At 65.4% G+C, this 23,339-nt stretch carries 22 protein-coding genes; 12 read left to right on the top strand and 10 right to left on the bottom strand.

Annotated features, from left to right (window positions below; genetic code table 11):
• Positions 1-79: 79 nt before the first annotated feature.
• The 6 genes from F757_RS0113455 (at position 80) to F757_RS0113430 (ending at position 5,733) form a co-directional block, all read left to right on the top strand.
• Entirely contained in the window at positions 80-1,330 is a 1,251-nt protein-coding gene (locus F757_RS0113455; protein ID WP_027211840.1) for an ATP-grasp domain-containing protein, read from the top strand.
• Positions 1,305-2,336, top strand: a complete 1,032-nt coding sequence (gene mch / locus F757_RS0113450) for a methenyltetrahydromethanopterin cyclohydrolase (RefSeq protein WP_027211839.1) — start codon at positions 1,305-1,307, stop codon at positions 2,334-2,336. Before F757_RS0113455 ends, mch begins: the two co-directional genes overlap by 26 nt.
• Complete coding sequence (locus F757_RS0113445) at positions 2,333-3,388, top strand: ATP-grasp domain-containing protein (RefSeq protein ID WP_027211838.1); 1,056 nt, start codon at positions 2,333-2,335, stop codon at positions 3,386-3,388. The genes mch and F757_RS0113445 overlap by 4 nt, the downstream gene beginning before the upstream one ends.
• A gap of 313 nt (positions 3,389-3,701) precedes the next feature.
• Positions 3,702-4,571: a triphosphoribosyl-dephospho-CoA synthase gene (locus tag F757_RS33485; protein WP_035466784.1), complete on the top strand. Its 870-nt coding sequence runs from the start codon at positions 3,702-3,704 to the stop codon at positions 4,569-4,571.
• Between the two features lie 143 nt (positions 4,572-4,714).
• Positions 4,715-5,224, top strand: a complete 510-nt coding sequence (fae, locus tag F757_RS0113435; protein WP_013342895.1) for a formaldehyde-activating enzyme — start codon at positions 4,715-4,717, stop codon at positions 5,222-5,224.
• 101 nt (positions 5,225-5,325) lie between these two features.
• Complete coding sequence (locus tag F757_RS0113430) at positions 5,326-5,733, top strand: hypothetical protein (RefSeq protein WP_027211836.1); 408 nt, start codon at positions 5,326-5,328, stop codon at positions 5,731-5,733.
• 262 nt (positions 5,734-5,995) lie between these two features.
• Here F757_RS0113430 and F757_RS0113425 read toward each other — a convergent pair whose 3' ends face one another.
• A complete protein-coding gene (locus tag F757_RS0113425) occupies positions 5,996-6,562 on the bottom strand; it encodes a dihydroneopterin aldolase (protein WP_027211835.1) in 567 nt (188 codons plus the stop codon).
• Positions 6,563-6,994: 432 nt separating this feature from the next.
• Here F757_RS0113425 and F757_RS0113420 point away from each other — a divergent pair, with 432 nt between their 5' ends.
• The 3 genes from F757_RS0113420 to F757_RS0113410 are packed head-to-tail and all read left to right on the top strand — an operon-like array spanning position 6,995 to position 11,083.
• Positions 6,995-9,124, top strand: a complete 2,130-nt coding sequence (locus F757_RS0113420) for a sigma-54-dependent Fis family transcriptional regulator (protein WP_027211834.1) — start codon at positions 6,995-6,997, stop codon at positions 9,122-9,124.
• Positions 9,121-9,699 (top strand): flavoprotein, encoded by a 579-nt coding sequence (locus F757_RS0113415; RefSeq protein ID WP_027211833.1) that lies wholly within the window; start codon positions 9,121-9,123, stop codon positions 9,697-9,699. The genes F757_RS0113420 and F757_RS0113415 overlap by 4 nt, the downstream gene beginning before the upstream one ends.
• Position 9,700: 1 nt before the next feature.
• Positions 9,701-11,083 (top strand): DUF6513 domain-containing protein, encoded by a 1,383-nt coding sequence (locus tag F757_RS0113410; protein ID WP_027211832.1) that lies wholly within the window; start codon positions 9,701-9,703, stop codon positions 11,081-11,083.
• Positions 11,084-11,120: 37 nt separating this feature from the next.
• Here F757_RS0113410 and rpe read toward each other — a convergent pair whose 3' ends face one another.
• The 8 genes from rpe to F757_RS0113370 form a co-directional block, all read right to left on the bottom strand.
• Entirely contained in the window at positions 11,121-11,825 is a 705-nt protein-coding gene (gene rpe / locus F757_RS0113405) for a ribulose-phosphate 3-epimerase (protein WP_027211831.1), read from the bottom strand.
• 18 nt (positions 11,826-11,843) lie between these two features.
• Positions 11,844-12,881: a class II fructose-bisphosphate aldolase gene (gene fba / locus F757_RS0113400; RefSeq protein WP_027211830.1), complete on the bottom strand. Its 1,038-nt coding sequence runs from the start codon at positions 12,879-12,881 to the stop codon at positions 11,844-11,846.
• A 39-nt stretch (positions 12,882-12,920) separates the two neighbouring features.
• A complete protein-coding gene (tkt, locus tag F757_RS0113395) occupies positions 12,921-14,984 on the bottom strand; it encodes a transketolase (protein WP_027211829.1) in 2,064 nt (687 codons plus the stop codon).
• A gap of 52 nt (positions 14,985-15,036) precedes the next feature.
• Positions 15,037-15,909 (bottom strand): phosphoribulokinase, encoded by an 873-nt coding sequence (locus F757_RS0113390; RefSeq protein ID WP_027211828.1) that lies wholly within the window; start codon positions 15,907-15,909, stop codon positions 15,037-15,039.
• A 73-nt stretch (positions 15,910-15,982) separates the two neighbouring features.
• Positions 15,983-17,098 carry a class 1 fructose-bisphosphatase gene (locus F757_RS0113385; protein WP_027211827.1) on the bottom strand — a complete coding sequence of 372 codons (1,116 nt, stop codon included), beginning with the start codon at positions 17,096-17,098 and terminating at the stop codon, positions 15,983-15,985.
• A gap of 25 nt (positions 17,099-17,123) precedes the next feature.
• Positions 17,124-18,155, bottom strand: a complete 1,032-nt coding sequence (gene cbbX, locus F757_RS0113380) for a CbbX protein (protein ID WP_027211826.1) — start codon at positions 18,153-18,155, stop codon at positions 17,124-17,126.
• A 3-nt stretch (positions 18,156-18,158) separates the two neighbouring features.
• Positions 18,159-18,587, bottom strand: a complete 429-nt coding sequence (locus F757_RS0113375) for a ribulose bisphosphate carboxylase small subunit (protein WP_027211825.1) — start codon at positions 18,585-18,587, stop codon at positions 18,159-18,161.
• A 157-nt stretch (positions 18,588-18,744) separates the two neighbouring features.
• On the bottom strand, positions 18,745-20,244 hold the full coding sequence (locus F757_RS0113370) for a ribulose-bisphosphate carboxylase large subunit (protein WP_027211824.1): 1,500 nt from the start codon (positions 20,242-20,244) through the stop codon (positions 18,745-18,747).
• 486 nt (positions 20,245-20,730) lie between these two features.
• Here F757_RS0113370 and pqqA point away from each other — a divergent pair, with 486 nt between their 5' ends.
• The 3 genes from pqqA to F757_RS0113360 all read left to right on the top strand — a co-directional run bounded on the left by pqqA (position 20,731) and on the right by F757_RS0113360 (position 22,309).
• The gene (gene pqqA / locus F757_RS36835; protein ID WP_013342881.1) at positions 20,731-20,805 is read left to right on the top strand and encodes a pyrroloquinoline quinone precursor peptide PqqA; all 75 of its coding nucleotides are present in this window, start codon (positions 20,731-20,733) and stop codon (positions 20,803-20,805) included.
• Between the two features lie 99 nt (positions 20,806-20,904).
• Positions 20,905-21,489, top strand: a complete 585-nt coding sequence (locus tag F757_RS0113365; protein ID WP_027211823.1) for a DUF447 domain-containing protein — start codon at positions 20,905-20,907, stop codon at positions 21,487-21,489.
• A gap of 76 nt (positions 21,490-21,565) precedes the next feature.
• Positions 21,566-22,309: a (5-formylfuran-3-yl)methyl phosphate synthase gene (locus F757_RS0113360; RefSeq protein WP_027211822.1), complete on the top strand. Its 744-nt coding sequence runs from the start codon at positions 21,566-21,568 to the stop codon at positions 22,307-22,309.
• Between the two features lie 175 nt (positions 22,310-22,484).
• Here the strand turns inward: F757_RS0113360 and F757_RS0113355 are convergent, their stop codons facing one another.
• On the bottom strand, positions 22,485-23,075 hold the full coding sequence (locus tag F757_RS0113355; RefSeq protein WP_014972040.1) for an amino acid kinase family protein: 591 nt from the start codon (positions 23,073-23,075) through the stop codon (positions 22,485-22,487).
• Positions 23,076-23,339 lie beyond the last annotated feature (264 nt).

Below are 23,339 nucleotides of genomic sequence, written 5' to 3'. Positions count from 1 at the left end.
GGCGCGCCATGCAAGAGGTGCACTGCATGTCGCGCATGACGGGCCGTCGAAGCAGCCTCGCCGCACTGCCGGAGCTACCATGATGTCGCGTTCCTCTGCAGCGCGGGCGCCGTTCGTCGCCGTGGCGGGGCTGTCCGCGCGGATGCTCGCCCAGTCTGCCGCCCGCGCCGGTTTGCGCGTCGTCGCGCTCGACGTGTTCGGCGACCGCGATACTCGCGAGGCAGCCGAACTCTGGTTCGACATTGGCGGCGGCCCATTGTCGATCGACCCCGCGAAGCTCGCCGGGGCACTTGGGCGCTGCGCGCGCCTGCCGGGCCTGATCGGCTGGATCGACGGCAGCGGGCTCGAGCCGTTTATCGCGCGCTTGTGCGAAGCTCCGGGCCTGCCTCGCTTCATCGGCAATGCTGCGCAGGCAAGCGCTCAGGTGCGCGACCCGCGGCGCTTTTTCGCGCTGCTCGACGAGCTGGACATTCCGCATCCACCGGTTGCCTTTACGTTGCCCGCCGCGGCCTCGGGCTGGCTGATGAAGCGCGCCGACGGCTGCGGCGGCACTCATGTCGAGCCGCTTGCCACGCTTGCTGGCGGCGGGCGGCCGGTGCAAGCGTATTTCCAGCAGCACAGCCGCGGCCGCCCAATGTCGGCGCTGTTTCTGGCCGCGCGCGGCAGCGCTCGGGTGATTGGCTTCGCGCAACAACTCACCTGCCAGATGGGCACGCTGCCCTTCGTGCATGCCGGCTCGATCGGCCCTGTCGACTTGCCGCCGAAGGTGGAAATACGTGTGCGCGCGGCGATCGCTGCGCTTTGCGCGCGAGTCGGACTCGCCGGCATCAATAGCTGCGACTTTCTCCTCGACGGCGAATCGTTCGAAGTGCTCGAAATAAACACGCGTCCATCGTCGACGATGACGCTGTATGAGACTGCCTCACCTGACGCATGGCCCCGCGGCCTCGTTGCCGCGCACATCGACGCGTGCCGCCACGGCCGCCTGCCGCCCGAGCCCGCGCCCGCCGTCTGCCGTGCCGGCCAGCAGGTGCTGTTCGCGCCACAGCCGTTTGCGGTATCGGAAGCCTTCAGCGACGCCTGCGCGCGCGATGCGCGCTGCCGCGACGTGCCGATGCCCGGCACGCGAATCGAAGCCGGCCAGCCGGTCTGCACGCTGCTCGCGCACGCGCCTTCCGTGGATGCGGTCCGGCAAGCGCTCGACGCGCAGCACACGCTGGTTCTGCAACGCATCGAAAACTGCCGCGAGCCGTCGCAAGCGTCTTGTCCAGCCTCGCTACCCACGCCCTTTCGTGAGCCCGACCGTGACTTCATCCACTGCCACTCCTGACCCGGCCCGCCCGCCGCTCGCGGATGCCGCCGCGCTGAGCGTCAACGCACTCAGCGAACGTCTCGTGACGCGTCTCGTCGACGATGCGCCGCGCTTTGGCGCCGCCGTCAGCCGCACGGAGAACGGTACGGTGCTGGTGGACGCGGGCGTGGATGCGCCGGGCAGCGTCGCCGCGGGCGTGCTGATCGCGCGCATCTGCATGGGCGGCCTCGGCCATGTGACCGTGCGCGAGAGCCTCGACGCAAGGCCGCTCTGGCCGAGCACGATTGAAGTGCGAACCTCGTGGCCCGTGCTCGCATGCCTTGGCAGCCAGTACGCAGGGTGGAGTCTCGCGGCCACCAAGGAGCAGACCGGCGGCAAGAAGTTCTTCTCGCTCGGCTCCGGGCCGGCGCGGGCGCTCGCTGTCAAGGAGCCGCTTTTCGCGGAGCTCGGCTATCGTGACCGTCATGAGCGGGGCACACTGGTGCTCGAAGTGGACCGCCTGCCACCCCAGGTAATCGTCGACAAGGTGCTCAACGACTGCGCGCTCGCGCCGCAGCAGCTGACACTTGTCACCACGCCGACACACTCTGTGGCGGGAACGGTGCAGGTGGTGGCCCGGGTCGTGGAAGTTGCGCTGCACAAGACGCACGTGCTGGGCGTCGCGCTCGACCAAGTGGTCGAGGCCGGCGGCTCCGCGCCGTTGCCGCCGCCCGCGCCGGACGGCATTCAGGCGATGGGACGCACCAACGACGCCATCCTGTACGGCGGCCGCGTGCATCTCACGGTCAGGCACGACGCGGTGGCAAGACGGCTCGCCGCGGAACTGCCCGCCTCGAACTCGCGCGACCATGGCCGCCCGTTCGCGGACATCTTCACGTCGTTCAACTACGACTTCTATCAGATCGACCCGGCGCTGTTCGCCCCCGCCGAAGTGTGGGTAAGCAGCCTCGAAAGCGGCGCGACATATCACGGCGGCGCCGTGAACGCGGATCTGCTGCACGCGCAGTGGAGCGGCAAGCCATGAGCCCGCCGTTGCCGCTCGCTCGTGCGCAGGAAGACAGCGACGCCAACGCGGCAGGCGCGCAGGCCCCGCTGCGCATTGCGATCATGACCGACGAGACCGGCTGGCACACGGGGCGCCTGAAAAAAGCGTTTCGCGCGCGCGGCGCCGACGCGCGTTGCGTCGATCTCGCGGACTGCCGGATCGACACGACATGGCAGCCGCATGGGCTGATGCTGCCGGGTTTTGGCCATACGTTGCCCGACGCGGTGTTCGTGCGCGGCATTGCCGGCGGCACGTTCGAGCAGGTCACGCTGCGCCTGGGCGTTCTGCATGCGCTGCGCGAGTCGGGCGTGCCGGTCTATAACGACGCGCGCGCGATCGAGCGCAGCGTCGACAAGTCGATGACGAGCTTCTTGCTGCACCGCCACGGCGTGCCGACGCCCGCGACATGGGCGGGCGAATCGGCCGCATTCGCGCAACGCGTGCTGATGCGCGAGGCCGCGGCCGGCCGCCAGGTCGTGCTCAAACCGCTGTTCGGCTCGCAGGGCCACGGCCTCAAGCGGCTCGGCGCGCGCCGCGCGGCGCCTGCCCAGCTCGCGCCGCTGCCTTCGCTCAAACCGTATAGCCAGGTGGCGTACCTGCAGCGTTATATCGACGGCGGCGACGCCGGCTTCGACTGGCGCGTACTGGTGATCGGCGGGCGTGCGGTGGCGGCGATGCGGCGGGTCGGCGGCAAGGGCTGGATTCACAACTTCGCGCAAGGGGCGAGCTGTGAAGCGGCGGAACTGACCGCGCCGCTCGCGCAAACCGCCATACGGGCGACCGAGGCGCTCGGACTCGACTATGCGGGCGTCGACCTGATTCCCGATCCGCACGACGCCACCAGACCGCTCGTGCTCGAGGTGAACGGCGTGGCAGCGTGGCGCGGGCTGCAATCGGTGACGCCGGTGGACGTGGCGGCCGCGCTCGTCGACGATCTGCTGTTTCGCAAGCTGCCGGCGCAGCGCGGCGCACATGCGCCTGCTGCAAGCGGCGACGCGTCGGTGGTAGCGCTGCATGGACGCCATGGCTGAGCCGGCGCGCGGACCCCGCGAGTCGGGCGCAGGGATGCGTCGGGCGAATCGCCGTGCCGGAGAGGGCGGCGCTTCGTCCTCTTCCGGCAGGGACGGAGCTTCATCCTCTTCCGGCAAGGACGGCGCTTCGTGCTCTTCCGGCAGGGACGGCGCTTCATCCTCTTCCGGCAAAGACAGCGCTTCGTCCTCTTCCGGCAAGAACAGCGCTTCATCCGCTTCCGGCAAGGACGGCGCTTCGTCCTCTCCCCGCAAGCACGGCGCTTGGTCCACTTCCGGCGACGACGGCGCTCCGCCCGCCCTTGCCGACGAGCGCATCCGCGCCGCCTTCCTCGACGCCTGCCGACTCGACGTCGAAACACCGAAGCCCGGCAACGTCAGCATGGACAGCGAGGGCCACGGCATGAGTGCGGCGCAGTTCATCGCGAGCGCCGAAGCCGCCGCCGACGCGCTGCTCGCGCGCGGAGCGCCAGTGGGCCAGCGCGTTGTGGACGCAGTCGCGCGCACGCGCGCGGCCGTCGGCTGCAATACGAACCTCGGCATTCTGCTGCTGATTGCGCCGCTCGCAGCCGCGCTCGACCAAGCCGCGCGCCCGCTCACCGCGCAAACCTGGCACGCCGCCACCGAACGCGTGCTCGCGCGGCTCGACATAGACGACGCGCGCCTCGCGTACCGTGCAATCGCCCTCGCCAATCCAGGCGGTCTGGGCGACGCCCCCGAGCAATCCGTGCATCACGCGCCGACGGTCGGCCTGCGCGACGCCATGGCGCTTGCCGCTACGCGCGACAGCATCGCACGTCAATATGCCGAGGGCTTTCGCGACATCTTCGAAACCGGGCTCGGCGCCTTGCGCGAAGTTCCGGCCGCTTCGTTGCACGCGGCGACGCTCAACGTGTTTCTGCGCTTTCTTGGCGCCTGGCCCGACTCGCACATTGTGCGTAAGCACGGCGCGGCCGTGGCGCAGAGTGTCACGCTTGCGGCACGCGCGAGGCGCGCGCAGTGGCTGCGCACGCTCGACGAAGCGGGCAGCGCGGCTGCCGGCGTGCCGCTAAAGGCATGGGATGCCGAACTGAAGACCGCCGCCATCAACCCCGGCACGAGCGCGGACCTGACGGTGGCCACGCTGTTCGTCGCGCTGTGCGTTGCAGAGCCCCGCCACGCGAGCGGCTCGCGCCACGCGCCCTGAATACGAACGCGCCGCGCATTGGCACGAATTCTGTTAGTGAATGCCATCGTGCATCAACCGCCGCCCGCCGCTCGCGGACCAGGAGCGTGACAGGCGGCATGTCAGTCAGTCGGCAAGTCCCCATCACTCATCGGAGGAACAGCATGGCCAAGATCAACCGCGTCCTGATAGGAGAGTCGCTCGTCGGCGACGGCAACGAGGTCGCACACATCGACTTGCTGATGGGACCGCGAGGTTCCGCTGCGGAAACCGCATTCTGCAATGCGCTAACCAATAATAAGGATGGCTTCACATCGCTGCTCGCGGTGGTCGCGCCGAATCTTCTAGCGAAACCCAATACGATCCTCTTCAACAAGGTAACGATCAAGGGCGCGAAGCAGGCCGTGCAGATGTTCGGACCCGCGCAACATGCGGTTGCGCTGGCGGTCGCGGACAGCGTCGAGGACGGCACGATCCCCGCAGACGAAGCCGACGACCTGTTCCTGTGCGTCGGCGTCTTCATTCACTGGCAGGCGGAAGACGACAAGAAGATTCAGGAGTACAACTACAAGGCCACGCGCGAGGCGATTCAACGCGCGGTGAGAGGCGAGCCGACGGCTGCCGAGGTCGTGTCGAAGAAGAGCAGCGTCGCCCACCCGTTCGCACCGAACTGATGGAGGAGCCACGGCCCTTGCCGTGCGAGCGGCCCGCGCGCAGCGCTGCCGCGCGGGCCGTCAGCTTGCGCCCTGGTGCGATTGCTCTGAAGAGGCATGAGATGACCCTACGATTTCGCGCGCTGGCGGCCTGCGCCTGCATGGCGCTCGCCGCGCCGCTCGCCTGGGCGGACGGCGACGCGCCGGCCGCAGCGGCCCCGGCGGGCGGTTATAACTATCCGACCACGGGGCGGGTCGAATACGTGCTCACATGCATGGACGAGAACGGACACGACTTCGCGAACGTCTACAAATGCTCGTGCGTGATCGACAAAATGGCCACCGCGCTGCCCTATGACGAATTCGTCGACCAGTCCACGTTTTCCCGCTACGCATCGCTCGGCGGCGAAGGGGGCGCCGAGTTTCGAGTCGATCACGCGAAGGCGCAGACAAAGAAATTCCGCACGTTGCAAACCGATGCTTACCGCAGTTGCGGGCTCGGCGGCGACAAGACGGCGGCGTCGAAATAGCGGCTAAGGCAATAGCCGCTGACGCAGCGGGCGGCGGCCGTCGGCCGTCGCGTGCGCAGCGCCTGGTTGCGCACACAGCCGTTTGTCACGTGGGCGGCGCCTGGTTGCACACGCAGCCGTTTGTCACGTGGGCGGCGCCTGGTTGCACACGCAGCCGCTTGTCACCGGCGCGGCGCCTGGTTGCGCACCAGCCGTTTGTCACGTGTGCGGCGCCCTGTTTGCGCACGCGGCGCCGAACCGGCCGCCGCGGATCGCTTTCCTGTCAGTTCGGAATCAGCCCTTCGCCAAGCGACGCATAATCCGCGAGACCGCCTTGCGCATTCGCCGCCTTCGGCATGTCGCTGCGCTGCCGCTCTATCTGCACGCCCACGGCCGCCACGTCGTCGAACTTGGCCGGCTTGGCCAGCGCCACGCGTACCCAGTGGGCGCCGAAATCATTGATCAGCAGACGCGCCACCGCTTCGGCAAGCGCTTCGAGCAGACGCACGCCGTGCGACTCGAGCAGCGCGTGCAGCGCGGCGCGCACCGCCGCATAGTTGATGGTGTCCTCGATGCGATCGGTCGCGCACGCGCGAATCGCGGGCACGCCGATGGCGAGGTTCATCCGCACCGGTTGCGGCACATGCAGCTCGCTGCTGTCGATCCCTATAATCGTCTGACCGATAAAGTTTTCGATGAACACAATGTCCATGCGACCCGCAGGCTTATCCTCGGACACGCCTGCCGACGGCGCCTCGGAAGCTACACCCCACGGCGCGCTCGAGCGGGCCGCGCCGGCATCGGCGGCAACGGAAAAGCTGGCGAGGCGAACGGTGTCGATACGGTCCATGGTGTACTCCGCCGCATAGCGGCAACAAGTTAAAAGACGCAACCCCGGGTAAACGCAGGTAGTACAGGATGAGCCGCGCGCAGAGCAGTGTGCGCCGCGAAACCCCGGCTAGCGGCCCGCTACGGCGGGCCCTCCATCAAAGCAAAAAACGGGCACAGCCTGTACTATTGATGCGACTTCGTATTGAACACAAACGACATCGGGCGTAGAGTTTTAAGCCAACGCCTGACAAAGGCACAGACGCGGTACAGATAGCAGGCACATAGCAGGCTGATTACTCACTGCGCATACGGACCCAGAAGCCGCGGCGCGAGGGGATGACATTATCGATAAAGCGGCACGCGTAGACGCGCACTGCACAGCCCCGCGAAGGCAGCACTCGCGAAGGCAACGCAAGGCGCGCATGAATGTGCCGCAACGGAGACGAACCCCATGTCGTTGCTCGCTGACAGCTCCATGCACGTCCGTGAAATCTTCAACGTCGTCAACCATCAATTGGCGACGCGGCCGACGAGCGAGCCCGTCGCTCAGTCGTGGGCGCGCTGCGTCAATGAATTCCAGCTCGATCCTTCCCGTTTCGTCACGCCGCCGATCCTGACGGACTACGAACTAAGCGCGCGCCGCGAGGCAATGGGCGACCTCATCGCGTGTTCGAAGCTGGAAATGACCACGCTTTATCAACAGTTGGCCGATCCGGAACTGGCGGTGGTGCTGGTCGACGCGGGCGGCGTCATCGTCCACCAGGTTTCTTCGGTGCCGTTTGCCGAGGCGGTGGCCTCCGACGGCTTTCGCGTCGGCGCCCTGTGGAGCGAGCGCGAAGCCGGCACCAACGGAATGGGCACGTGTCTCGCCGAGCGCGACTGCATTGCCGTGTGCCAGCACGAACATTTCTATCCGCGCTATACGTCCCTCACCTGCTCGGCCGCGCCGATCTTCGACGACAGCGGCGAAATAGCCGGCGTGCTCGACGTGACAAGCCGCTCGAAGCTGCTGCAGCAGCACTCGCTGGTGCTTGTGGGCATGTCGCGGCAGATGATCGAAAACCGGCTGATCGACGCGCGCTACCGGCACGCGAACATGATTCATTTCCACAGCCGCCCTGAATTCGTCGGCACGCTGCACGGCGGCAAGCTGGCGGTCGCGGACGACAGCACGGTGCTCGCCGCGAACCGCAGTGCGCTGTTCCAGCTCGGCTTCCGCTCGCTTGGCGAATTGCGCGGACGGCGTATCGAAGAGGCGTTCAACGCGTCGCTCGAGGACATGATCGCGCGCAGCATTCGCGGCTCGTTCCATCCGGTCACCGTGTACAGCGCCAACGCGACCAACCGTTTCTTCCTGATTGCGCAGACCGCACAAAACGCCGCCGGTCGCGGCGCACGCGTTGCCGTTGCGGCGCCGGTGCCGCGCACGAGCGCGCCGGAAAAGCGCGCGCCCGCGGCCCGGCTCGACGAAATCGCGCATCTGGAGTTCGGCGACCCGCGCATGGCCTCGCAAATCCAGCTGGGCGCGCGCGTGGTGCAACGTAAGATCCCGATCATTCTCAGAGGACAAACGGGCACTGGCAAAGAAGTGTTCGCGCAGGCGCTGCACAGCATCAGCCCGCTTTCGTCAGGGCCGTTCGTGCCGGTCAATTGTGCGTCGCTGCCGGAGAACCTGATAGAGAGCGAACTGTTCGGCTATCGGGCCGGCGCATTCACCGGCGCACAGCGCGAGGGAAGGCGCGGCAAGATCGTGCAGGCCAACGGCGGCACGCTGTTTCTCGATGAAATCGGCGACATGCCGCTGGCGTTACAGGCGCGCCTCCTACGCGTGATAGAGGAACACGAGGTCACGCCGCTCGGCGCGGAGACAACCGTCAAGGTCAACTTCCAGTTGATCAGTGCGAGTCACCGCAATCTGCTGGAACTCGTGCACAGTGGCCAGTTCCGCGAGGATCTGTATTACCGGCTCAAGGGCGTCGAGCTGAATCTGCCGCCGCTCGCGGAGCGGGTCGACAAGCTTCCGCTGATTCATCATCTGCTCGAAGCCGAAACCGAGGGCGATCCGCCCGAACTGACGAAGGAAGCCGAGCAGGCATTGCTGAGCTATGCGTGGCCGGGCAATATCCGTCAGTTGCGGCACGTGTTGCAGATGGCAATCGCGCTATGCGACGGGCAGCCCATCCGCTGCGACGATCTGCCGGCCGAGGTCACGCAGCGCGCGCCGGACCTGCCGTCGCCGGCTGTGTCGCCGGCCTTGTCGCAACCAGCGGCGCAGCCTGCCCCGCATGCCGACGACGACGCCGACCTGTCCGCGCTGAATGCAATCCAGTTGAACGAGCGCGAGACGGTTCTAACGCTGCTCGAGGAAAATCGCTGGAACGTCAGCAATGTGGCGAAGGCGCTGGGCATCAGCCGCAACACGCTGTACCGGAAGATGCGGCGGCTGCATATCCGTCTGTCGCACGACGGCTCGAGCAATGACGGCGCGGAAGCCGACGACGCAGCCGACGACCCCGCACCGCACGCAACGACCGCCGAAGCGTTCCCCACAGACGCCTCGCCTCACACGCATCACGCATGACCGAGGCGCCCGCTCGCAAGCTTGCGGACTTCAAGCCCGACGCGCGCTTTGCATGGTGCGTGACCGGCTCCGGCCACCTGCTGGAGGAGTCGATCGAGCTCGCGCTGGCATTGCCGCGCACAGACCTCTTTCTCTCCGCCGCCGCCGAGGAAGTGCTGCCGCTCTATGGCTGGAAGCTGCCGAAACTGCGCGAGCGCTTCAACGTGTTCCGCGACAAGAGCGCGAGCGGCGTACCGGTCGGCATGCTGTATCACGGCATGTATCACACTGTCATCATCGCGCCGGCCACCAGCAATACGGTGGCCAAATGCGCGTTCGGCATCTCGGATTCGCTGCCCACCAACATGTATGCCCAGGCGGGCAAGCAATGCATTCCGGGCATCGTCTTTGCATGCGATACGGAGCCGACCGTGGTCACGCAAAGCCCCAATGAATGGGTGGAACTGCGGCCGCGAGCCATCGAACTCGACAATGTGGAGCGCCTGTCGCGCTTCGAATACACGACTGTGGTGCGCTCGCTGGATGAACTGAAGGCGGCGCTCGATCAACGGCTCGCGACGCTCCAACTTGCATGACATGGACCACATCGTCTTCCTGACAGGGCGGCTCGCAGAAAAAAGCCTCGCGCGCGTGCTCGAAAGCATGGCGCCCGCGCCGTTCAGTTGGGAGATTCGCGAGATCGGCCTGCAGGTCGCCGCGCTCATGACGGCCGACATGATTCGCCGCCGCGTGTCCGCGCCACTCGCGGCGCAGCGCGTGATCGTGCCGGGACGCTGCCGGGGCGACCTGGCCGCGCTCACCGAACACTACGGCGTGCCATTCGAACGCGGCCCGGAAGAAGTGAAAGATCTGCCGCAATTCTTCGGCCGCGAGGCGAAGCCCGTCGATCTGTCGCGCTACGAAACGGAGATTTTCGCGGAGATCGTCGATGCGCCTCGTCTCGATCTCGACGGCATTGCCGCGCGTGCCCGCGAGTATGCGGCGCAGGGCGCGGATGTGATCGACATCGGCTGCCTGCCCGAAACGCCGTTTCCGCATCTCGAGGACGCCGTGCGCCGCCTGAAGGGCGAGGGCTATCGGGTCAGCGTCGATTCGATGCGCAGCGAAGAGCTATTGCGCGGCGGCCGCGCGGGCGCGGACTATCTGATGAGCCTGAACCTCGACACGCTGTGGATCGCCGACGAAGTGCCGTCCACACCTATTCTGGTTGCACGCGATCCGCGCGAGCCCGCGTCGCTCGACGCCGCCATCGAACGGTTTGCCGCGCAAGGCCGCGCATTTCTCGCGGACCCGATTCTCGATCCCATACCGTTCGGTCTGGCGACCTCGATCGCGCGTTATGTGCGGCTGCGCGAACGCTACCCGGACGTGGACATCATGATGGGCATCGGCAACGTGACCGAGCTCACCGAGGCGGACACGAGCGGCATCAACGCGGTACTGCTCGGCATGGCCGCGGAGCTTCGCGTGAGTGCCGTGCTCACCACCTCCGTGAGCCCGCATGCGCGGCGTGCGGTGCGCGAAGCCGACGTCGCGCGCCGCGTCATGCACGCCGCGCGCGAGGCGCAAGTGCTGCCCAAGGGCATCAACAGCGATCTCGCGACCGTTCACGTCAGACGTCCGTTCCCCTATAGCGCCGCCGAAATCGACGAGTTCGCCCGCGATATTCGTGATCCTAACTTTCGCGTTCAGATCAGTGCTGATGGAATCCACGTGTATAACCGCGACGGTCACCTGAAAGCAGGCGATCCGTTCCAGTTCTATCCGCAGCTTCATCTCGAAGCCGACGGCGGCCACGCGTTCTATATGGGCGTCCAGCTTGCGCGCGCAGAAATTGCATGGCGCCTCGGCAAGCGCTTCGATCAGGACCAGCCACTCGACTGGGGCTGCGCCGTCGAGCGGCCGGAGCAGGATCTGTCCGCATGGTGCGCCCCCGGCGAGACGATGAAAAAGCGCTGAAGCGTTTCTCTTGAAACTGTCGGGACCTGCACCCTCTTTAGCGCGCTTCGGCCAAAGCGACTTCGCTGACCTGCGCCAGTTCGCCGCGCATTTCGCTGATAGCCTGCGCATAGTCATGTGCGCCGAACACAGCGGAACCCGCCACGAACACGTCCGCGCCCGCCGCCGCGATCTCCGCGATGTTCGACGCCTTCACGCCGCCGTCCACTTCGATTAGCAGCGTGCGGCCGGTGCGCTGCATCGTGGCATCGACGCGTTCGCGCAGCGCGCGCAGTTTGGCGAGTATCTCCGGTATGAACGCCTGGCCGCCGAAGCCGGGATTCACCGACATGAGCAGCACCACGTCGAGCCGCTCGATCACATGATCGAGCACCGCAAGCGGCGTGGCGGGATTTAGCGCGAGTCCGACCCGCGCGCCGTGGCTTCTGATCAGTTCGATAGTGCGATGCACGTGCAGCGATGCCTCCGGATGAAAGCTGATTGTGTTCGCGCCCGCCTCGGCAAAGCCGATAACAAGCGGATCGACCGGCATGGTCATCAGATGGACGTCGATCGGCACTTGCGTATGCGGACGGATCGCAGCGCAGACGAGCGGCCCCACAGTCAGATTCGGCACGTAGTGGTTATCCATCACGTCCAGATGAATCCAGTCCGCGCCGGCCGCTGTGACATCGCGAATCTCGTCCGCGAGGCGTGCGAAATCCGCCGACAGCAGTGAAGGAGCAATCAGAAAATCACGCATGGCTCTGTCTCCTTGCGCTCAGTGGTAGCGGTGCGCCATCGCCTCGAGCGGCAACGGCTTGATGCGCGGCGCCTGTCCCGCGCAGCCGAAAGCCTCGAAGCGCTCGACACATACACTGCGCGCGGCAGCCGTGGCCGCCTTCAACGCGGCCCGCGGGTCGAATTCAGCGCGGGCGTTCGCCATCGACTTGCGCATTGCGCCGCTCATAGCGAGCCGGATGTCCGTGTCGATGTTGACCTTACGCACCCCGTGAGCAATGCCGCGCCGGATTTCCTCCACGGGCACGCCATAAGTCGTGGGTATGTCGCCGCCGTATTCGCGGATCACCGCAAGCCACTCCTGCGGCACCGAAGACGAGCCATGCATCACAAGATGCGTGTTCGGAATCCGCTCATGTATTTCGACGATCCGGTCGATCGCGAGAATATCGCCGGTAGGCTGGCGGCTGAATTTATACGCGCCATGCGACGTGCCGATCGCGATGGCGAGCGCATCCACGCCAGTGGCCTCGACGAAAATCTGCGCTTCTTTCGGGTCGGTCAGCAGATCGTCGCGTGCCAGTTGGCCTTGCGCGCCGACGCCGTCCTCTTCCCCGGCCGTGCCCGTTTCGAGCGAACCCAGACAACCCAACTCGCCTTCCACCGAAACCCCCACCGCGTGCGCCGCCTCGACCACCCGGCGGCTCACGTCGACGTTGTAGTCATACGTGGCGGGCGTTTTCTGATCGGGCAGCAAGGAGCCGTCCATCATGACCGACGTGAAGCCCGAGCGGATCGCCTGCTGACACACCGCCGGGCTCGCGCCGTGGTCCTGATGCAGTACGAGCGGAATGTCCGGATGCGCCTCGAGCGCAGCCAGCACGAGATGGCGCAGATAAGGCTCGCCGGCATACTTGCGTGCGCCCGCCGACGCCTGGAGGATCACCGGGCTCGCGGTTTCCTCGGCGGCCTGCATGATCGCGTGAATCTGCTCCATGTTGTTGACGTTGAACGCCGGCACGCCGTAGCCGTGTTCGGCCGCGTGATCCAGAAGTTGACGTAGTGCGATAAAAGCCATTGCAAACTCCTCGAAGACGAATCGGATTCCATGTGCCGCTCATGCGAAGCGCCGCACTACACGGCGCGCTTCGTCCGCCACGGCCTGGGCGGTCAGCGCGAAATGTTCGAACAGCGCGGCCGCGGGCGCGGACTCGCCGAAGGTGTCGATGCCTACGACGCCGCCTTCAAGCCCCACGTACTGTCGCCAGAACGCTCTAACGCCCGCCTCCACCGCCACGCGCGGCACGCCCGGCGGCAGAACCGCCGCGCGCCATGCGTCCGGTTGCCGGTCGAATACGCTCGTCGACGGCATGGAGACGACGCGTGCAGCAACGCCCGCTTCGGCGAGTAGCGGGAGCGCTTCGAGTGCGAGTGAAACTTCGGATCCCGTAGCAATCAGAACGACCCGAGCGCGACGGTCGGGATTCGTGCCTTGCGCGGCTTCTGGCGGCCAGTCGCGCAGCACGTAGCCACCCCGCTCTATCGCTTCGAGCTGCACGCTGTCGCGTGGGACGAACGGCAGGGTTTGGCGGCTCAGCAACAGGCATGACGGCCCAGCGCGCTCGATTGCACTCGCCCACGCGCGCGCGGTTTCCACCGAATCGCACGGGCGCCAGACGTCGAGCCCAGGAATCAGCCTCAAACTCGCCGCGTGCTCGACCGACTGGTGCGTGGGCCCGTCTTCGCCGAGCCCGATCGAATCGTGCGTGAACACGAAGATGGAGCGTGTTTTCATCAGCGCGGCCATGCGCAGCGCGTTGCGCGAGTAGTCGGAAAACGTGAGGAACGTGCCACCGAAGGCGATATGTCCGCGATGCAGCGCGATGCCGTTGATCATCGCGCTCATACCGAACTCGCGCACGCCGTAGTGCAGATAGTTGCCGCCTTGCAGGCCGGTGTCGTCCGCATGCACGTCGATTGCGGCCTGCCAGTCGGTGAGGTTCGAGCCCGTCAGGTCCGCAGAGCCGCCGAGCAGTTCCGGCAGCGCGCGGGCGAGCACTGCGATAGTCTGCTGCGAGGCCTTGCGCGTGGCGATGGATTGTGCCGCGCTGTCGGCGTCGCGCAGCATCGCATGAACTGTGTCGCGCCAATGGGCCGGCAGCGTGCCTTGCGTCCTGCGCTCGAATTCAGCGGCTTCGTGCGGATAATGCCGGCGATAGGCTTCGAAGCGGCGCGTCCACTCCGCCTCGGCCGCCTGGCCGCGCGCGCTCGCATCCCACTGCTTGCGCACGTCTTCGGGAACGACGAACGGCGCGTGCGGCCACCCCAGCGCGCGCCGCGTATTCGTAATCTCGTCCGCACCCAGCGGCGCACCGTGCACGTCGTGGGTGCCGGCTTTGCCCGGCGAGCCTTTGCCGATCACCGTGCGGCAGCAGATCAGCGTGGGCCGGCCGGCGCTGCGCGCCTCCAGCAGCGCACGGTCGACCGCGTCGGCATCGTGGCCGTCCACGTCGCGCACCACGTGCCAGCCGTATGCGGCAAAACGCGCGGGCGTGTCGTCGTTGAACCACTGTGCGACATGGCCGTCGATGGAAATGCCGTTGTCGTCGTACAGCACCGTGAGCTTGTCGAGCTTCAGCGTGCCCGCGAGCGAGGCCGCCTCGTGGGAAATGCCTTCCATCAGGCAACCGTCGCCCGCGAACACATACGTGCGGTGATCCACAATCGTATGGCCCGGACGATTGAACTCGCGCGCGAGCAGTGCCTCGGCCAGCGCCATGCCGACCGCGTTTGCAAGCCCCTGCCCCAATGGGCCGGTGGTCGTCTCGACGCCCGGCGTGACGCCGACTTCTGGATGCCCCGGCGTTTTGCTGTGCAATTGACGAAAGCGTTTTAGCTCATCGATCGGCAGATCGTAGCCGGTGAGATGCAGCAACGCGTACAGCAGCATCGAGCCGTGTCCGTTCGACAGGACAAAGCGGTCGCGGTCCGGCCATGCCGGATTGCGCGGATTGTGCTTGAGATGCCGGTCCCACAGCGCGACGGCAATCTCGGCCATGCCGAGCGGCATGCCGGGGTGGCCCGACTTCGCCGCTTCGACAGCGTCGATCGCGAGCATGCGCAGCGCGTCGGCCATCAGGCGGGTCTCAGGTAGTTCAAGCGATTGTGCAACGGCGCTCATCGAATTCTCCTCGGGAAACAGAAAGCAGTTGTCTCGGATGAAACCGCGAGGCTCACGCTCGCGAGCGCCGGTCGATCAGTTGCAGAATCATCGGCGTGAAGATCAGTTGCATGGCAAGGCCCATCTTGCCGCCTGGCACGACGATGACGTTCGGGCGCGACATGAAGGAGTCGTGCAGCATGGTCAGCAGATACTGGAAGTCGATGCCTTTGGGCCGCGCAAAGCGGATGACGACAAAGCTTTCGTCCGGCTGCGGAATCTCCCGCGCGATGAACGGGTTCGACGTGTCCACGGTCGGCACGCGCTGGAAATTCACATGCGTGCGGGAAAATTGCGGACAGATGTAGTTCACGTAGTCAGGCATACGCCGCAGAATCGTGTCGACCACCGCCTCGTGCGAGTAACCGCGCATGGTCTGATCGCGATGCAGCTTCTGAATCCATTCGAGGTTGATGATCGGCACCACGCCTATCAGCAGGTCCGCATGGCGCGCAATGTCGATGCGTTCGGTCACGGCCGCGCCGTGCAGGCCCTCGTAGAACATCAGGTCGGTGCCGGGCTGCACGTCTTCCCACGGCGTGAAGGTGCCGGCGTCTTGCTTGTACAGGCGGGTTTCGGTTTCGTCGTGCACGTAATGGCGGAACTTGCCGCTGCCGTTTTCTCCATAGCTTGCGAACAGCGCCTCCAGTTCTTCCAGCAGGTTCGCCTGCGGGCCGAAGTGGCTGAAGTTCGGCACGCCGTCGCGCTCGTGCTGCTTCATGGCCTCGCGCATGCCGTTACGGTCGTAGCGATGAAACGCGTCGCCTTCCACGATCTGCGCGTTGATCTTTTCACGCCTGAAGATATGCGTGAAGCTTTTCATCACGGTGGTGGTGCCGGCGCCGCTCGAACCGGTCACCGCGATAATCGGGTGTTTGACTGACATGCGCTTGTCTCCGGATAGTAGTGTTGTGTTCGGCCACGTTCTGAGCCGCCGACGCGAGCCGGGGTTCGCGCAATCAGGCAGTAAAGCCCGGCAGGAAAAGCGAGCGGCGGCCAAAGAGCGGTGACGTGAACGGCTGGTCCTCGCCGCGGTCGTATTCGCCGTGATAGCGGCCAATGCGCTCCACTTCGTTGCGCGAGCCAAGAATCACGGGCACACGGCCATGCAGTGCATGCGGCAGCACGTCGAGAATGCGCTCGCGGCCCGTAATCGAAAGGCCGCCTGCCTGTTCGACCAGAAAGCTCATCGGGTTCGCTTCATACAGAAGCCGCAGGCGCCCTTCCATACCCGGCGTTTTCGAGTCGCGCGGATACATGAACACGCCGCCGCGCATCAGGATGCGATGCACCTCCGCGACCATCGACGCGATCCAGCGCATGTTGAAGTCCTCGGCACGGCAGCCGGTGCGGCCGTCCTTGCACTCCTGCACGTAGCGGCGCACCGGCGGCTCCCAGAAGCGTTCGTTCGATGCGTTGATCGCAAACTCCGCCGTATCCGCGGGAATGCGGATATTCGAATGCGTGAGCACGAAATTGCCGATGTCGCGTTCGAGCGTGAAGCCATGCGTGCCGCTACCCACCGAGAGCACCAGCATGGTCGAAGGACCGTAGATCGCGTAGCCCGCCGCCACCTGCTCACGGCCAGGCCTCAGGAAAGCGGACTCGCTCACCGGCACCTCTGCATCGGCGCCGGCTCCCTCCACATTGCGCAGTACGGAGAAGATCGAGCCGACCACGCCATTGATGTCGATGTTCGATGAACCGTCGAGCGGATCGAATGCAAGCAGATAATCGCCGCGCGGATAGCCTTGGGGAATCGTATAGACGTGCTCCATTTCCTCGGAGACCATTGCCGCGAGCAGTCCGTCCCACTCGCAGTGCTGCACGAACACTTCGTTGGTGGCCACGTCGAGCTTCTTCTGCTCCTCGCCATGCGTGTTGATGCTGTGCGCCGAGCCGTAGTGACCGCCGAGCGCGCCCTTGGTGAGCATCGCCGAAATCGATTTGATGGCCGCAGCCACATCGATGAGCAGCGCGGAAAGGCCCGCATTCTGCACCCCACCCGCCGTGCAAGGCTGGCGGTCGAGCGTGTCGATCAGAAACTTCGAAAGGGTCGTACGTCCGTCTTGCATGGCGATCTCCTGAGGTTGTTTTGGGTCAGCCTGGCGGTGCCGTGGCGGGGCGCTCTCCGTCGGGCGTCGCGGGCGTTCCGGTCGTGTGAGTATTCGACGCAATCGCGGACGAGTCGCCGTACTCAGCGCATTCAGCGCATTGAGCTGACTCGTCGCTCGACGCAACCGGCGCAGCGAACACGCGGCTCGCGCGAATGTCCTCGGCCGCGATCAGTGTCAACGCGGCGGCGTCGATGGGCGCGGCGCCCTCCATTGCTCGCGCGAACAGACGATTGGCCTGGCGCAGCCGCGAGCGGTCGAGCGCATTGCGCACCGAACGTGCATTGGCAAAGTTCGGCTGACGCGTGCGCAATGCGAGGTAATCCGCAAAAGCGCGCCGCGAGTCGCTGTCGAAGCGGTAATGCATCGTGGCGAGCATGCGCTCGGCGATGTCGAGCAGTTCCGCGTCGCCGTAATCGGGAAACGTAATGTGGTGCGCAATGCGCGAGCGAAAGCCCGGATTGCTTTCGAAGAACACTTCCATCCGCGACGCGTAACCGGCGAGAATCACCACAAGATCGTCGCGCTGGTTTTCCATGGTCTGCAGCAGAATTTCAATGGCTTCCTGACCATAGTCGCGCTCGTTTTCCGGGCGGTACAGGTAGTACGCTTCGTCGATGAAGAGCACGCCGCCCATCGCGCGCTTGAGCACGTCACGCGTTTTCGGCGCGGTGTGGCCGATGTACTGGCCGACCAGGTCGTCGCGCGTCACGGAGACCAGATGATTGCGGCGAATGTAGCCGAGCCTGTGCAGCACCTCGGCCATGCGCAATGCGACCGTGGTCTTGCCCGTGCCCGGATTGCCGGAGAAACACATGTGCAGCGTCGGCGCGCCGCTTGCAAGGCCGAGCGATTCGCGCGCGCGCTCGACAAGCAGATGCGCGGCGATCTCGCGAATTCGCGTCTTGACCGGCGCGAGGCCCACGAGGTCGCGGTCGAGTTCCGCGAGCACCTCGCCGATGCCCGAGTCGCGATACAACCCAGCGAGGTCGATATTCGGCGGCAGCGCGATGTTCATGGCTCAGCGCTCCGTAACGTAGCGTGCGCCGGAAGGCCGGTCGCTCGCGTAGCCCGCGAGCCCGTAACGTTGCACGCGTGCTGGCCCGTCCTGGCGCGTGAGACGGAAGCCCGGTTCCTCCTGCGGCCGGTTCACGATGAACGACAGACGCATCGTCTCGAAGCCGCGCACGGAATCGAATGCGTTGACCTTGATGTAGTGATCGGGACGCGCCGCGCGGCATGCCTTGACTTCCTGAAGCACACCGGCTGCGTCGTGCAGATCGAACATCGGCAGCCCCCACATTTCCCAATACGTGTTGCGCGGATGCGGGTCGTCCGTGAATTCGACGGAACAGGCCCAGCCCTGGCTCAACGCATAGTCGATCTGCAAACTGATTTCCTCGTCGGTCAATTCCGGCAGGAAGGAAAAGGTGCCCTGTGTAATACGCATGACGTACCTCGCGATTGATGGTCTGCAACGTTCGAACGGCGCACATGGTCTTCCGCGCAGTGTGGCGGCACTGCTGCGGGACTGCTGCGGGAATGGTGTGATACGCCTTTGTTTAAGGCACTTTCTCTACTTCAGCCACGCGGGCCACCCGAGCCACTCACGCCGCCGTCGGCGTGGCGGCGAAATCAGGCGAATCTGTCGACGCATAGTTGAAGGTCACGTCGCGCCAGGTGTCGAGCGCCTGCTTGAGCGGTCCGCACCAGCGCGCCGCGGCTTCGAGTATGTCCGGCCCTTCCTCGCGGATGTCGCGCCCTTCGTTGCGCGCTTTCACCATTGCTTCGAGCGCGACCCGATTGGCCACGGCGCCCGCCTGGATGCCGCCCGGATGGCCGATCGTGCCACCGCCGAACTGCAGAATCGCGTCGTCGCCGAACAGGTCGAGCAGCTGATGCATCTGCCCCGCGTGAATGCCGCCGGAGGCGACCGGCATTACCTTGCGCAAGCCGGCCCACGGCTGGTCGAAGAAAATGCCGCGCGACAGGTCCACTTCGTTGCGCGCCTCGCGGCATACGTTGTAAAAGCCTTGCACTGTCAGCGGATCGCCTTCCAGTTTGCCGACTGCCGTGCCCGCATGCGCGTGATCGACGCCCGCCATGCGCAGCCACTTTGCGATCACGCGAAACGAAATGCCGTGGTTGCGCTGACGCGTGTAGGTGCTATGCCCCGCGCGATGCAGGTGGAGAATCATGTCGTTCTTGCGCGCCCAGCGTCCCATCGACTGGATCGCGGTCCAACCGATCACCAGGTCGATCATGACGATGCATGAACCCAGTTCTTTGGCGAATTCGGCACGCTCGTACATGTCCTCCATGGTGCCCGCGGTCACGTTCAGGTAGTGGCCCTTCACCTCGCCGGTTTCGGCCTGCGCGCGGTTCACCGCTTCCATCGAAAAGAGAAAACGGTCGCGCCAGTGCATGAACGCCTGTGAATTGATGTTCTCGTCGTCCTTGAGGAAATCGAGGCCGCCGCGCAAACCTTCATAGACGACCCGGCCATAGTTTTTCCCCGACAGCCCGAGCTTCGGCTTCACGGTTGCGCCAAGCAGAGGCCGGCCATACTTGTCGAGCCGCTCCCGTTCGACGACGATTCCCGTGGGCGGCCCCTGGAAGGTCTTCAGGTAAGCAACCGGTATGCGCATGTCTTCGAGGCGCAACGCTTTCAGCGGTTTGAAGCCGAACACATTGCCGATGATCGACGCGGTCAGGTTGGCGACCGAGCCTTCCTCGAACAGATCGAGTTCATATGCGATGTAGGCGAAGTATTGCGGCTCGCTCGCGCTGGACGCAGGCACCGGATCGACGCGATAAGCTTTTGCGCGGTACATGTCGCATGCAGTCAGACGGTCGGTCCACACCACGGTCCAGGTTGCCGTCGACGATTCGCCGGCCACCGCCGCGGCCGCTTCCTCCGGTTCGACGCCCGGCTGCGGCGTGATGCGAAAGAGCGCAATCACGTCCGTGTCTTTCGGCGTGTAATCCGGCTGCCAGTAGCCCATCTCGCGGTACTTCATCACACCCGCGGCATAGCGCTCGCGCGGATCGCCCGCGTTGCGCGGCTTGTGGAGAGACTCGATCGCCGGTTGACTGAAATCGTTCATGACGTTTCCTCGATGGTGGACAGGCGCGCTGCCGGAAGAACGAAGCGCTTGTGTGCACTGTAGGCAAGACCGTCATGAACGGGAATTCACGATTTTATTTGGCAGACTTAATCGATAGGTTATCGATCGCATATCGTGGAGCGGGTTTTTAGCAGATGCGCTCAAAGGGCGTGTCGCCTGGTTTATGCCTTTGCCGCGCGAAAGACGCCCGTTAGTGACACCCGCATCAGGGTCTTTCATCCCCAGTGGCACACTTTGCTGCATTATCGGAACAGTGCACCGCACGAAAAGCCGTCGGGCCCGCGTGCGGCGCACGACATGCACGCCCGCGCCGTCCGGCAAAAACCGGAGTGCGGCGGGGCATTGGCTGCACAAGTTGCCGCTGCCGGTCCGGCACGGAGCTTGCGTAGCCGATCATGCCCATGAAGTCCGGCACCCTGCCGGACCGACGGCATGACGCTGTTTCAATCAATGGAGGAAGCATCTATGCAATGGACGACTCCGAGCTACACCGATATGCGTTTTGGTTTCGAAATCACGATGTATATCGCTACGCGTTAAGCCCGCATGGGCCGCGTAATGCGGCCCCTCTGCGAATCGACTCTTAATCGTCAGTAACACGGGCGGCCCGAAGCGCTGCCGCGACACGCGTTCCCATCCATGATCCACGAAACGATCGTCACTACCGCAGCGCGCGATGGCCGTCCTCATGTCGCGCCGATGGGAGCCCGTTATGAGAACGACTTTGTCATCCTGTCGCCTTTTCGTCCGTCCGTCACACTGGAGAACATCGTCGCCACGCGTGCGGCGGTGCTCAATTTCACCACCGACGTCCGCGTGTTCGCAGGCTGCGTCACGCATTGCGCCACCGAATGGCCGACGCTCGCCGCGAGCCGCGTCGCGAGCGTGAGGCTCGCCGAATCGCTCGCGCATGCCGAGTTCGAACTGCACGAGTTGCGCGACGACAATGAGCGCCCTGTGCTGCGGATGAAATGCGTGCACCGCGAAACGCATGCGCCGTTCACGGGCTTTAACCGTGCGCAGGCAGCGGTCGTGGAAGGCGCGATTCTGGTGAGCCGCCTTTTCATGCTGCCGGCCGACAAAGTCGATCGCGAGATGGCCTATCTGCAGATCGCCATCGACAAAACCGCCGGCGACGCCGAGCGCACCGCGTGGGGCTGGCTCACGTCGGCTGTCGCCCGGCACCGCGAGCGGCTTGCGGCACCCGGCGGCCAGGCCGCGTAGTCGGCCCGATTTGCTACATGGCTCGCCAAGGTAGCCGCTCCCTCTTGCGCTTTTCCGCTTTTTCCGGAGAACACCGATGACGGCATTGCTTGCGAGCGTCCGCTCGCACGACGAAGCATTGGACGCCGCCCGCGCCGGCGCGGACCTGATCGACCTCAAGGAGCCGAACATGGGCGCGCTCGGCGGCGTGTCGACTGGCGAGATCGCGCGGATCGTCCGCGAGCTTCGCGCCCGCTATCCGGTCAAGCCGATCAGCGCGACGATTGGCGACCTGCCGCCGGAAGCGCTCGATGACATCACCGCACGCGTGATCGAAGTCAGCGAAACGGGGGCCGATTACGTGAAAGTAGGCGTGACGCCCGGCCCAGCAGCACGCCGCTGCCTCGAACATCTGGCGAATCTGCCGGCGGCGGTGGTGCCGGTCCTGCTATGCGACGGCGGCATGGACGGCGCACTGGTCGCGCACGCGGCGTCGCTCGGTTTTGCGGGCGTGATGTTCGACACGTCGGCCAAGGACGGCAGCACGCTGTTCGATCACGTGGACAGCGACTCGCTCGCGCGATGGCTGCGGCTCATGCGCGAGCGAGGCTTGATGGGCGGGCTCGCCGGGTCGCTGGGCTGGGCGCAGTTGGCGCAGATTCATGCGCTCGCGCCGGACGTGGCGGGATTTCGCACGGCGTTGTGCGTGGATGGCCGACGCTCGCGGCTCGATCCGCAACGCGTCGCTCAATGGGCCGATGCGCTGCACCGTAGCTCGGGTGGACCCCGCGCGGCGGGCATCACTGCGGATTACGCAGCAGCGGGAGCAGTGCCGGTCTGAATGGCGTGCACGGTCCACGGTGCGCGGTCTGAACGGCGGGCACGGTGCACGGTCTGAACGGCGTGCCCGGTGCACCGTGCGCCCGGCGCGTAGAGCAGCAGCAACGCCCGCGCCCGCGCCGTCATGCCGCTGCGACGATGCACACGCCGCCGCCCAAGCCGGCGCACGCCTCCCTTCAGATCACCGGCGTGTTCAACAACCGGTCGCGCATCAATTCGACGTTGTCCTTGTTGAACAGCTCGACCACGTAGTTGGCCTCGTTCACGTAATCGACGAAGCGGCGGTCCACTACGCCCGCGGCCGCGAGCGTGTCGAGGCGCTCGTTTCCCGCTATCGGACAGGACTTCACGACGATCAGCCGCTCGGCGTTGAGCATGGTCGAGAGCCAGGCGGCGAGGCTGTCCGAGGTCGTGTCCCAGTTGCTCATTGCGTCGGGTGTGTCGCGCATCAATGCGGTCGGCACCCACACGGCGACATGGCCGTCGCGCAGCGCGCGGCGGATCTTCGCCTCGCTCGAGGCGAGCACGAGCTCGGGCAGCACGCCTTGCATGAGGAGCGCGTACTGGGTCATCGCGAGCAGGCACATGTTGTGCGCGGCGAGATCGTCGAAACACCATTCGCTCTGGTATTGGCGCACCTTGTCCGCGAAATCGCCACCGCCGGGAACAATGACGATGCGCCCGCCTCCCACCTCGCATAGCTCCATGAGCCACTGGCGCAGCGCCGGCTCGTGACTCAGGCTGCCCCCGATCTTGACCACCCACATGATCGTTGTCCTCGTTTGCGATTAACCTCGTTTGCTTGTCCGCTGTGCTGCTGGCTTGCTCGGGTGCTGGTCTCCCTATGGCTGGGGGCGGCGTGCCGGGCTTGCCGTGCCTGCACGGGCTGGGCTAGGCCGGATTTCCGCTTGTTCCGCTTGTTCCGCTTGTTCCACTTGTTCCGCCTGTTCCGCCTGTTCCGCCTGTTCCGCCTGTTCCGCCTGTTCCGCCTGTTCCGCCTGTTCCGCCTGTTCCGCCTGTTCCGCCTGTTC

It is taken from the genome of Burkholderia sp. WSM2232 (genome assembly GCF_000472545.1).
Taxonomy (GTDB): domain Bacteria; phylum Pseudomonadota; class Gammaproteobacteria; order Burkholderiales; family Burkholderiaceae; genus Paraburkholderia.
The sequence above is the reverse complement of the archived record's forward strand: the minus strand, read 5'-3'. Positions and strand labels throughout refer to the sequence as shown.

Bases quoted from the DNA above. Each gene is read 5' to 3' on its own strand.
- F757_RS0113415 (WP_027211833.1), top strand. From the start codon at position 9,121: ATGACCGAGGCGCCCGCTCGCAAGCTTGCGGACTTCAAGCCCGACGCG.
- F757_RS0113385 (WP_027211827.1), bottom strand. From the start codon at position 17,098: ATGCAAGACGGACGTACGACCCTTTCGAAGTTTCTGATCGACACGCTC.
- tkt (WP_027211829.1), bottom strand. From the start codon at position 14,984: ATGAGCGCCGTTGCACAATCGCTTGAACTACCTGAGACCCGCCTGATG.
- F757_RS0113425 (WP_027211835.1), bottom strand. From the start codon at position 6,562: ATGGACCGTATCGACACCGTTCGCCTCGCCAGCTTTTCCGTTGCCGCC.
- cbbX (WP_027211826.1), bottom strand. From the start codon at position 18,155: ATGAACATCGCGCTGCCGCCGAATATCGACCTCGCTGGGTTGTATCGC.
- F757_RS0113410 (WP_027211832.1), top strand. From the start codon at position 9,701: ATGGACCACATCGTCTTCCTGACAGGGCGGCTCGCAGAAAAAAGCCTC.
- F757_RS0113390 (WP_027211828.1), bottom strand. From the start codon at position 15,909: ATGTCAGTCAAACACCCGATTATCGCGGTGACCGGTTCGAGCGGCGCC.
- F757_RS0113445 (WP_027211838.1), top strand. From the start codon at position 2,333: ATGAGCCCGCCGTTGCCGCTCGCTCGTGCGCAGGAAGACAGCGACGCC.
- F757_RS0113365 (WP_027211823.1), top strand. From the start codon at position 20,905: ATGATCCACGAAACGATCGTCACTACCGCAGCGCGCGATGGCCGTCCT.
- F757_RS0113455 (WP_027211840.1), top strand. From the start codon at position 80: ATGATGTCGCGTTCCTCTGCAGCGCGGGCGCCGTTCGTCGCCGTGGCG.
- F757_RS0113370 (WP_027211824.1), bottom strand. From the start codon at position 20,244: ATGAACGATTTCAGTCAACCGGCGATCGAGTCTCTCCACAAGCCGCGC.
- F757_RS0113355 (WP_014972040.1), bottom strand. From the start codon at position 23,075: ATGTGGGTGGTCAAGATCGGGGGCAGCCTGAGTCACGAGCCGGCGCTG.
- fba (WP_027211830.1), bottom strand. From the start codon at position 12,881: ATGGCTTTTATCGCACTACGTCAACTTCTGGATCACGCGGCCGAACAC.
- rpe (WP_027211831.1), bottom strand. From the start codon at position 11,825: ATGCGTGATTTTCTGATTGCTCCTTCACTGCTGTCGGCGGATTTCGCA.
- F757_RS0113375 (WP_027211825.1), bottom strand. From the start codon at position 18,587: ATGCGTATTACACAGGGCACCTTTTCCTTCCTGCCGGAATTGACCGAC.
- F757_RS0113420 (WP_027211834.1), top strand. From the start codon at position 6,995: ATGTCGTTGCTCGCTGACAGCTCCATGCACGTCCGTGAAATCTTCAAC.
- F757_RS0113430 (WP_027211836.1), top strand. From the start codon at position 5,326: ATGACCCTACGATTTCGCGCGCTGGCGGCCTGCGCCTGCATGGCGCTC.
- fae (WP_013342895.1), top strand. From the start codon at position 4,715: ATGGCCAAGATCAACCGCGTCCTGATAGGAGAGTCGCTCGTCGGCGAC.
- F757_RS0113360 (WP_027211822.1), top strand. From the start codon at position 21,566: ATGACGGCATTGCTTGCGAGCGTCCGCTCGCACGACGAAGCATTGGAC.